Source organism: Streptococcus mitis bv. 2 str. SK95, assembly GCF_000222705.1.
Classification (GTDB): Bacteria; Bacillota; Bacilli; order Lactobacillales; family Streptococcaceae; genus Streptococcus; species Streptococcus mitis_AY.
The window spans coordinates 99909-109898 of record NZ_AFUB01000066.1; the positions used below are offsets into that span (position 1 = coordinate 99909).

9 protein-coding genes are annotated in these 9990 nt (G+C 36.2%); all 9 read left to right on the forward strand.

Going from position 1 to position 9990, the window contains the following annotated elements; all coding sequences use genetic code 11:
• Positions 1 to 41: 41 nt before the first annotated feature.
• Genes pth through ftsH form a run of 9 tightly spaced genes read left to right on the forward strand, consistent with a single transcriptional unit; the run spans position 42 to position 9986 of the window.
• Positions 42 to 611 (forward strand): aminoacyl-tRNA hydrolase, encoded by a 570-nt coding sequence (pth, locus tag HMPREF9965_RS12555; RefSeq protein WP_000163924.1) that lies wholly within the window; start codon positions 42 to 44, stop codon positions 609 to 611.
• Entirely contained in the window at positions 612 to 4115 is a 3504-nt protein-coding gene (gene mfd / locus HMPREF9965_RS12560) for a transcription-repair coupling factor (RefSeq protein WP_000258134.1), read from the forward strand. It begins immediately after the preceding gene.
• Positions 4116 to 4172: 57 nt separating this feature from the next.
• On the forward strand, positions 4173 to 4439 hold the full coding sequence (locus HMPREF9965_RS12565) for an RNA-binding S4 domain-containing protein (protein ID WP_001234973.1): 267 nt from the start codon (positions 4173 to 4175) through the stop codon (positions 4437 to 4439).
• Positions 4432 to 4800, forward strand: coding sequence for a septum formation initiator family protein (locus HMPREF9965_RS12570; RefSeq protein ID WP_000041917.1), 369 nt, complete (start codon positions 4432 to 4434; stop codon positions 4798 to 4800). The genes HMPREF9965_RS12565 and HMPREF9965_RS12570 overlap by 8 nt, the downstream gene beginning before the upstream one ends.
• 4 nt (positions 4801 to 4804) lie before the next feature.
• On the forward strand, positions 4805 to 4927 hold the full coding sequence (locus HMPREF9965_RS13440; RefSeq protein WP_000429343.1) for an SP_0009 family protein: 123 nt from the start codon (positions 4805 to 4807) through the stop codon (positions 4925 to 4927).
• Positions 4920 to 6191: a serine hydrolase gene (locus tag HMPREF9965_RS12580; RefSeq protein WP_001224823.1), complete on the forward strand. Its 1272-nt coding sequence runs from the start codon at positions 4920 to 4922 to the stop codon at positions 6189 to 6191. Before HMPREF9965_RS13440 ends, HMPREF9965_RS12580 begins: the two co-directional genes overlap by 8 nt.
• Positions 6188 to 7465, forward strand: coding sequence for a tRNA lysidine(34) synthetase TilS (gene tilS / locus HMPREF9965_RS12585; protein ID WP_001209064.1), 1278 nt, complete (start codon positions 6188 to 6190; stop codon positions 7463 to 7465). The genes HMPREF9965_RS12580 and tilS overlap by 4 nt, the downstream gene beginning before the upstream one ends.
• Before the next feature lie 4 nt (positions 7466 to 7469).
• A complete protein-coding gene (gene hpt / locus HMPREF9965_RS12590) occupies positions 7470 to 8012 on the forward strand; it encodes a hypoxanthine phosphoribosyltransferase (RefSeq protein WP_000889402.1) in 543 nt (180 codons plus the stop codon).
• 15 nt (positions 8013 to 8027) lie between these two features.
• Positions 8028 to 9986 (forward strand): ATP-dependent zinc metalloprotease FtsH, encoded by a 1959-nt coding sequence (gene ftsH, locus HMPREF9965_RS12595; RefSeq protein ID WP_000744583.1) that lies wholly within the window; start codon positions 8028 to 8030, stop codon positions 9984 to 9986.
• Positions 9987 to 9990 lie beyond the last annotated feature (4 nt).

The following is a 9990-nucleotide window of genomic DNA, read 5'->3' on the forward strand; positions in this document are numbered from 1 at the left end:
AAAAAAATTCCAACCCTTTTGGCTTTTGAAAGGAAAAATAAATGACCAAATTACTTGTAGGATTGGGAAATCCAGGGGATAAATATTTTGAAACCAAACACAATGTTGGATTTATGTTGATTGACCAATTGGCTAAAAAACAAAATGTCACCTTTACACATGACAAGATATTTCAAGCTGACCTAGCATCTTTTTTCTTCAATGGAGAAAAAATTTATCTCGTCAAACCAACGACGTTTATGAATGAAAGCGGGAAAGCTGTTCATGCTTTATTGACTTACTATGGTTTGGATATTGAAGATTTACTCGTCATTTACGATGATCTTGACATGGAAGTTGGGAAAATTCGTTTAAGATCAAAGGGCTCAGCAGGTGGTCATAATGGTATAAAGTCTATTATTCAACATATAGGTACTCAGGTCTTCAACCGTGTTAAAATAGGTATTGGAAGACCTAAAAAAGGTATGTCAGTTGTTCACCATGTTTTAAGTAAGTTTGATCAGGATGACTATGTAGGTATTTTACAGTCAATTGACAAGGTTGACGATGCTGTAAATTACTATTTACAAGAAAAAAACTTTGAGAAAACAATGCAGAGGTATAACGGCTAAATGGTGACTTTATTAGATTTATTCTCAGAAAATAATCAGATAGAAAAATGGCATCAAAGTCTGACAGATAAGAAAAGACAACTAATACTAGGTCTGTCAACTTCTACCAAGGCTCTTGCAATTGCAAGTAGTCTAAAAAAAGAAAATAAGATTGTGTTACTGACTTCAACTTATGGAGAGGCGGAACGAATTATCAGTGATCTTCTTTCTATCTTAGGAGAGGAATTTGTCTATCCATTTTTGGTAGACGACTCTCCTATGGTAGAGTTTTTGATGTCTTCACAAGAAAAAATCATTTCCAGAGTTGAAGCCTTGCGTTTTTTAACTGATTCATCTAAGAAAGGGATTTTAGTTTGTAATATCGCAGCAAGTCGATTAATTTTACCTTCTCCAACTGGATTTAAAGAAAGTATTATAAAGATTGCGGTTGGTGAAGAATATGATCAACATGACCTTCTTCACAAATTAAAGGAAATAGGCTATCGCAAAGTTACACAAGTACAGACTCAGGGGGAGTTTAGTATTCGAGGAGATATTTTAGATATTTTTGAAATGTCTCAGTTAGAACCTTTTCGAATTGAGTTTTTTGGTGATGAAGTAGATGGAATTCGGACTTTCGAAGTAGAGACACAATTATCAAAAGAAAATCAAACAGAACTCACCATCTTTCCAGCAAGTGATATGCTTTTGAGGGAAAAGGACTATCTACGAGGTCAGTTAGCTTTAGAAAAGCAAATTTCGAAGACTTTATCACCAATTTTAAAATCATACTTGGAAGAGATTTTGTCAAGTTTTCATCAAAAACAAGTACATTCAGATAGCCGCAAGTTTTTATCCTTATGTTACGATAAAACATGGACTGTATTTGATTATATTGAAAAAGATACACCAGTATTCTTTGATGATTATCAAAAATTGATGAATCAGTATGAAGTTTTTGAAAGAGAATTAGCGCAATACTTTACAGAAGATTTACAGAATGGTAAATCATTTTCTGAGATGCAGTATTTTGCAGATACAGAGCAAATCTATAAAAAACAAAGTCCAGTGACCTTTTTCTCTAATCTTCAAAAGGGTTTAGGAAATCTCAAGTTTGATCACATTTACCAATTTAATCAATATCCTATGCAGGAGTTTTTCAATCAATTTTCTTTTCTTAAAGAAGAAATTGAGCGATATAAAAAAATGGACTACACCATTGTTCTGCAGTCTAGCAATTCAATGGGAAGTAAAACATTGGAGGATATTTTAGAGGAATATCAGATCAAACTGGATTTCAGAGATAAGTCAAGTATCTGTAAAGAATCTGTAAATTTGATCGAGGGTAATCTAAGACATGGTTTTCATTTTGTAGATGAAAAAATCCTCCTGATTACTGAACATGAGATTTTTCAAAAGAAATTAAAACGTCGTTTTCGAAGACAACATACGTCAAATGCAGAGCGCTTAAAAGATTATAATGAACTTGAAAAAGGGGACTACGTTGTTCACCATATCCATGGAATTGGTCAATATCTAGGCATTGAAACAATTGAAATCAAAGGGATTCACCGTGATTATGTCAGTGTTCAATATCAAAATGGGGATCAAATCTCCATCCCAGTAGAGCAGATTCAGTTACTGTCCAAATATGTTTCAAGTGATGGTAAAGCGCCAAAACTTAATAAATTAAATGACGGTCATTTCAAAAAGGCCAAGCAAAAAGTTAAGAACCAGGTAGAGGATATAGCTGACGATTTAATCAAACTGTATTCTGAGCGTAGTCAGTTGAAGGGTTTTGCTTTCTCAGCTGATGATGATGATCAACATGCTTTTGATGATGCCTTCCCTTATGTTGAAACGGATGATCAACTTCGTAGTATTGAGGAAATTAAGAGAGATATGCAAGATTCTCATCCCATGGATCGACTTCTGGTTGGAGATGTTGGTTTTGGGAAGACTGAGGTTGCAATGCGTGCTGCTTTTAAGGCAGTTAATGATCACAAACAGGTGGTCGTTCTAGTTCCGACGACGGTTTTAGCACAACAACACTATACGAATTTTAAGGAAAGATTCCAAAATTTTGCAGTTAATATTGATGTGTTGAGTCGCTTTAGAAGTAAAAAAGAGCAGGCAGAGACACTTGAAAAATTAAAGAATGGTCAAGTTGATATTTTGATTGGAACCCATCGTGTTTTGTCTAAAGATGTTGTGTTTTCTGATTTGGGCTTGATGATTATTGATGAGGAACAACGATTTGGTGTCAAGCATAAGGAAACTTTGAAAGAACTGAAAAAACAAGTAGATGTTCTAACCTTGACAGCAACACCAATCCCTCGAACCCTTCATATGTCTATGCTGGGAATCCGAGATTTGTCTGTTATTGAAACTCCTCCAACCAATCGCTATCCGGTTCAAACCTATGTTTTAGAAAAGAATGACAGTGTGATTCGTGATGCTGTCTTGCGTGAAATGGAGCGTGGAGGTCAAGTTTACTATCTTTACAATAAAGTTGACACGATTGACAAGAAGGTTTCAGAATTACAGGAGTTGATTCCAGAGGCTTCAATTGGTTATGTTCATGGGCAAATGAGTGAAATTCAGTTAGAAAATACTCTACTGGACTTTATTGAAGGTCAGTATGATATTTTGGTGACAACTACCATTATTGAGACAGGAGTTGATATTCCAAATGCCAATACCTTATTTATTGAAAATGCGGACCATATGGGCTTGTCAACCTTGTATCAATTAAGAGGGAGAGTTGGTCGGAGTAATCGCATTGCCTATGCCTATCTCATGTATCGTCCAGAAAAATCAATCAGTGAAGTCTCTGAGAAGAGATTAGAAGCAATCAAAGGGTTTACGGAATTGGGCTCAGGATTTAAGATTGCTATGCGAGATCTTTCAATTCGTGGAGCAGGAAATCTATTAGGAAAATCGCAGTCTGGTTTCATTGATTCTGTTGGTTTTGAATTGTATTCGCAGTTATTAGAGGAAGCTATTGCTAAACGTAACGGCAATGGGAATACAAGAACCAAAGGAAATGCTGAGTTGATTTTACAAATTGATGCTTATCTTCCTGATACTTATATTTCAGACCAACGACATAAGATTGAAATTTACAAGAAAATTCGTCAAATTGACAATCGTGTCAACTATGAAGAATTACAAGAAGAGTTGATGGACCGCTTTGGAGAATATCCAGATGTAGTAGCATATCTTTTAGAGATTGGTTTGGTCAAATCTTACTTGGATAAGGTCTTTGTAGAACGTGTGGAAAGAAAAGAAAATAAGATTACAGTTCAATTTGAAACAATTACTCAGCGGCTGTTCTTAGCTCAAGATTATTTTAAAGCCTTATCTGCAACAAACTTAAAGGCAGCTATAGCTGAGAATAAGGGATTAATGGAAGTTGTATTTGATGTCCGAAACAAGAAGGATTATGAAATTTTAGAAGGTCTTCTGATTTTTGGAGAAAGTTTAGTAGAGATAAAAGAATCAAAGAAAGCTAATTCTCTTTGACGTTTTTCTTCTATAAAAGGGATAAAAATGGTACAATAATAATTTGAGGTAATAAAAATGAGATTAGACAAGTATTTAAAAGTATCACGAATTATTAAGCGTCGTACAGTCGCAAAGGAAGTAGCAGATAAAGGTAGAATCAAGGTAAATGGAATCTTGGCCAAAAGTTCAACGGATTTGAAAGTTGATGACCAAGTTGAAATTCGCTTTGGAAATAAGTTGTTGCTTGTTAAAGTACTGGAGATGAAAGATAGTACAAAAAAAGAAGATGCAGCTGGCATGTATGAAATTATCAGTGAAACACGGGTAGAAGAAAATGTCTAAAAATATTGTACAGATGAACAATCCTTTTATTCAAAATGAACACCAACGTCGTCGTTACCTGATGAAGGAAAGACAAAAGAGGAATCGCTTTATGGGTTGGGTTCTTATTTTGATGATTTTATTGTTTATTTTACCGACCTATAATCTGGCCCAAAGCTATAATCAGTTATTGCAACGTCGTCAGCAATTGACAGAGTTGAAAGAACAATACCAAACTCTTAGTGATGAAAAGGATAAGGAATCTGCTTTTGCTGCAAAGTTGAAAGATGAAGACTATGTAGCGAAATATGCACGCGCCAAGTACTATTACTCAAAGAAACGAGAAGCAATTTACACGATTCCTGATTTGCTTCCGAGGTAATGTCATGGAAAATTTATTAGAAGTTGTTGAGCAATTTTTAAGTTTATCAGATGAAAAATTAGAGGAATTGGCAGCTAAAAACCATTTATTACGATTACAAGAAGAAAGGGAAGAGAAGAATGCGTAAGTTCTTAGTAGTGTTATCACTACTATCTGTTTTTATCATAACTTCAAGAGTAGTTAGCACAGAAAAACAGCTCCCTTACTCTTCACAAGAAATTTATTATCTAACTGAGTCTGATCATGGATTCTACTATAAAGAACCCCTTGAATCGCCAATGGTTTATGGAGAAACAGCTGTCTATGCTAATGAAGATCTTGTAAAGGAGTCTGGAAAATTGACTTCTGGAACCACCTTTAAAATCGTAGAATGGCGTTTGAATAGACAAGGTATTCCTGTTTTTAAATTAAACAATCATCAATTTATCGTTGCAGATAAGCGTTTAGTCTATGATCAAAGTCAAGTTCAAATTCAAAATAGACAAGTATGGTTGGAACCGGGGTTTGTTATCTATAACAGTCCTTATGGTGCTAAAGAAATTTCTTCATCCCTCTCTCCCTATCAACGCGTAACAGTAGATAGAACCCTCTTTGCTGAGGGACAAGAATTTCTTCATATTGATCAAGTTGGGTGGGTATCAAAAGAGTTCGTCTCAGAAGAGGACAATCGTATCCAGAAGGTTCAAGAAGTCTTGTCAAACAACTATCAGAATGAAAATTATTCTATTTATGTTAAACAACTGAGTACAGGTAAAGAGGCTGGGGTGAATGAAGAAAGCAAACTCTATGCAGCTAGCATCTTGAAACTAGCCTACCTTTATTATGCTCAAGATAAGATAAATAAAGGTGACTATACGCTGGACAGTAGCTTCAAGTATGTCCCAGAAGTGAATAATTTCCCTGGATCCTATAAACCAGAAGGTAGTGGTAGTTTACCTAAAACAGGAGACAACAAAGACTACAGTCTCCAACAATTAATTACCAAGGTAACAAAGGAGTCTGACAATGTTGCTCATAATATTTTAGGTTATTATGTGACCAATCAATCTGACGGGGCTTTTAAAGAAAAAATGTCCACCATTATGGGTGAAGATTGGGATGTGAATGATAAATTAACTTCTTCAAAAATGGCTGGAAAAGTCATAGAGGCTATTTATAATCAGAATGGCTTTGTACTAGAGTCTCTAAGCAAGACGAATTTTGATAACCAACGAATTGCGAAAGGTGTTTCGGTTAAGGTAGCTCACAAAATCGGAGATGCTGACGAGTTTAAACACGATACTGCCATTGTATTTACAGACTCACCTTTCGTTCTCTCTATTTTCACTAAAAATTCTGATTATGACACCATTGCTAAGATAGCTAAGGATGTCTATGAGGTTCTAAAATGAGGGAGCAGGATTTTTTAAATCATTTTCTCAGAAAAGAGTATTTCAAAAAACATTCTAAAATCGTATTAGCTCTGTCTGGCGGACTGGATTCGATGTTTTTATTCCATCTATTGTCCACTTATCAAAAAGAGTTGGGAATTGAGGTGATTTTAGCACATGTAAATCATAAGCAGAGAAGTGAGTCTGACTGGGAGGAAAATGAACTAAGGAAGTTAGCTGATGTAGCTGGACTTCCTATTTATATCACAAGTTTTTCAGGAGACTTTTCAGAGGCGCGTGCTCGGGAGTTTCGTTATGATTTTTTTAGAAAAATTATGAAAGAGGTTGGAGCAACTGCTTTGGTCACTGCCCACCATGCAGATGATCAAGTTGAAACGATTTTGATGCGCTTGATTCGAGGAAGTAGGCTACGTCATTTGACAGGAATAAAAGAAAGTCAAGTAGTTGATGATATCGAAATCATTCGCCCCTTGTTACATTTTCATAAAAAGGATTTTCTACCAATTTTTCATTTCGAAGATCAATCAAATCGTGAGAATGCCTATTTTCGCAATCGTATTCGAAATAGGTATTTACCAGAGCTTGAAAAAGAAAATCCTCGTCTTAAATCCGCTTTTTTAGATTTAGGAAGGGAAATTTCAGATTACCAAGTAGCCATAATGGAGCTCTCTGAACAGATTGATGTGGAAGATTTGAATGTGCTCTTTTCATACTCTCAACAAACTCAAGGGGTTTTACTGCAGAACTATCTCAATCAATTCCCTGACTTAAATCTTACGAAAGCTCAGTTTGCAGAAGTTCGACAGATTTTAGCAACTAAAAGTCAGTATCGTCACTCACTGAAAAATGGTTATGAATTGATAAAAGAGTATCAAAATTTTCGAGTTTGCAAAATCAGTCCACAGTCTGATGAAAAGAAAGATGAACTTGTGTTACACTATCAAAATCAAGTTCGACATAAGGGCTATTTATTTTCCTTTGGCATCCCTATTGAAGGGGATTTTGTTCAAAAAGTAACGGTTTCACGGGAAACAGCTGTACATATTAGATGTCGAAAACCTGGCGATGTTCTTATCCTGAATGGGCATCGAAAGAAACTGAGGCGTTTATTTATAGATTTGAAAATCCCTATTGAAAAACGAAAAACAACCCCTATTATTGAGCAATTTGGAGAAATTGTCTCAATTTTAGGAATTGCGACCAGTGATTTGAGTAAAAACACGAAAAATGATATAATGAACACTGTAATTTATATAGAAAAAATAGATAGGTAAAAAGATGTTAGAACACGATATTAAAAAAATCCTCGTTTCACATGATGAAATTACAGAAGCAGCTAAAAAGCTAGGTGCGCAACTAACAAAAGAGTATGAGGGGAAAAATCCAATTCTTATTGGAATTCTGAAAGGATCGATTCCTTTTATGGCTGAATTGGTCAAACATATTGATACGCATATTGAGATGGACTTCATGATGGTATCTAGTTACCATGGTGGAACAGCAAGTAGTGGTGTCATCAATATCAAGCAAGACGTTACGCAAGATATCAAAGGGAGACATGTTTTATTTGTAGAGGATATCATTGATACAGGTCAAACTTTGAAAAATTTGCGAGATATGTTTATTGCAAGAGAAGCAGCTTCTGTTAAAATCGCGACTTTGTTGGACAAACCAGAGGGACGTGTTGTTGAAATTGAAGCGGATTATACTTGTTTTACTATTCCAAATGAGTTTGTAGTAGGTTATGGTTTGGACTATAAAGAAAATTATCGTAACCTTCCTTATGTCGGAGTTTTGAAAGAAGAAGTTTATTCAAATTAGAAAGATTTATCTTTAATGAAAAAACAAAATAATGGTTTAGTTAGAAATCCATTTCTATACTTGTTAATTATCTTCTTCCTAGTGACAGGATTCCAGTATTTTTACTCTGGAAATACTGCTGGACGAAGCGAAAAAATTAACTATACAGAACTGGTAAAAGAAATTACTGCAGACAATGTAAAAGAATTAACCTATCAGCCAAATGGTAGCATCATTGAAGTGTCTGGTGTTTATAAAAATCCTAAGACTAGTAAAGAAGAAACAGGAATTCAATTTTTCACTCCTACAGCTACAACAGTAGAAAGATTCTCAAGTACTATTCTTCCGTCGGATTCAACAGTTTCAGAATTGCAAAAGCTTGCTTCTGAACACCAGGCTGAGGTAACAGTCAAACATGAGAGTTCAAGCGGTATGTGGATCAATATCCTTGTCTCTGTTGTGCCATTTGCTATTCTCTTCTTCTTCCTATTCTCTATGATGGGAAATATGGGAGGAAATAATAGTAGAAATCCAATGAGTTTTGGACGTAGCAAGGCCAAAGCTGCTAACAAAGAAGATATCAAGGTACGATTCTCAGATGTTGCAGGTGCCGAGGAAGAAAAACAAGAATTAGTCGAAGTTGTTGAATTCCTAAAAGATCCAAAACGATTTACAAAACTTGGTGCGCGTATTCCTGCGGGTGTTCTTTTGGAGGGTCCTCCGGGAACAGGTAAGACTTTGCTTGCTAAGGCGGTTGCTGGAGAAGCAGGAGTTCCATTCTTTAGCATCTCAGGATCTGACTTTGTAGAAATGTTTGTCGGAGTTGGTGCAAGCCGTGTTCGTTCTCTTTTTGAGGATGCAAAAAAAGCAGCACCAGCCATCATCTTTATCGATGAAATTGATGCTGTTGGTCGCCAACGTGGTATCGGCCTTGGTGGAGGAAATGATGAACGTGAACAAACCTTGAACCAACTCTTGATTGAGATGGATGGTTTTGAGGGAAATGAAGGAATCATCGTTATCGCTGCAACGAACCGTTCAGATGTTCTAGATCCAGCTCTTCTCCGTCCAGGACGTTTCGATAGAAAGGTCTTGGTTGGCCGTCCTGATGTTAAAGGTCGTGAAGCAATCTTGAAAGTTCACGCTAAAAATAAACCTCTGGCAGACGATGTTGATTTGAAATTAGTTGCCCAACAAACCCCAGGTTTTGTGGGAGCTGACTTAGAAAATGTTCTAAACGAGGCGGCCTTGGTTGCAGCCCGTCGCAATAAATCAGTCATTGATGCTTCAGATATTGATGAGGCAGAGGACAGAGTGATTGCTGGACCATCTAAGAAAGATAAAACAGTATCACAAAGAGAACGTGAATTGGTTGCCTACCACGAGGCTGGACATACCATTGTTGGTTTAGTCTTGTCAAATGCTCGTGTTGTCCATAAGGTTACCATTGTACCACGTGGCCGTGCAGGCGGATACATGATTGCGCTTCCTAAAGAGGATCAAATGCTTCTTTCTAAAGAAGATATGAAAGAGCAATTGGCAGGTTTGATGGGTGGTCGTGTAGCTGAAGAGATTATCTTTAATGTCCAAACGACAGGAGCTTCAAATGACTTTGAACAAGCTACACAGATGGCGCGTGCAATGGTCACTGAATACGGTATGAGTGAAAAACTTGGCCCAGTTCAATACGAAGGTAATCATGCTATGTTTGGTGCACAAAGTCCTCAAAAATCAATTTCAGAACAAACAGCCTATGAGATTGATGAGGAAGTTCGTTCATTATTAAATGAAGCACGAAACAAAGCAGCTGAAATTATTCAATCAAATCGTGAAACTCACAAACTGATTGCAGAAGCATTGTTGAAATACGAAACATTGGATAGTACACAGATTAAATCTCTTTACGAGACAGGAAAAATGCCTGAGAATGTAGAAGAGGAATCCCATGCCCTATCTTATGATGAAGTAAAATCAAAAATGAGTGAAGAGAAATAACCCT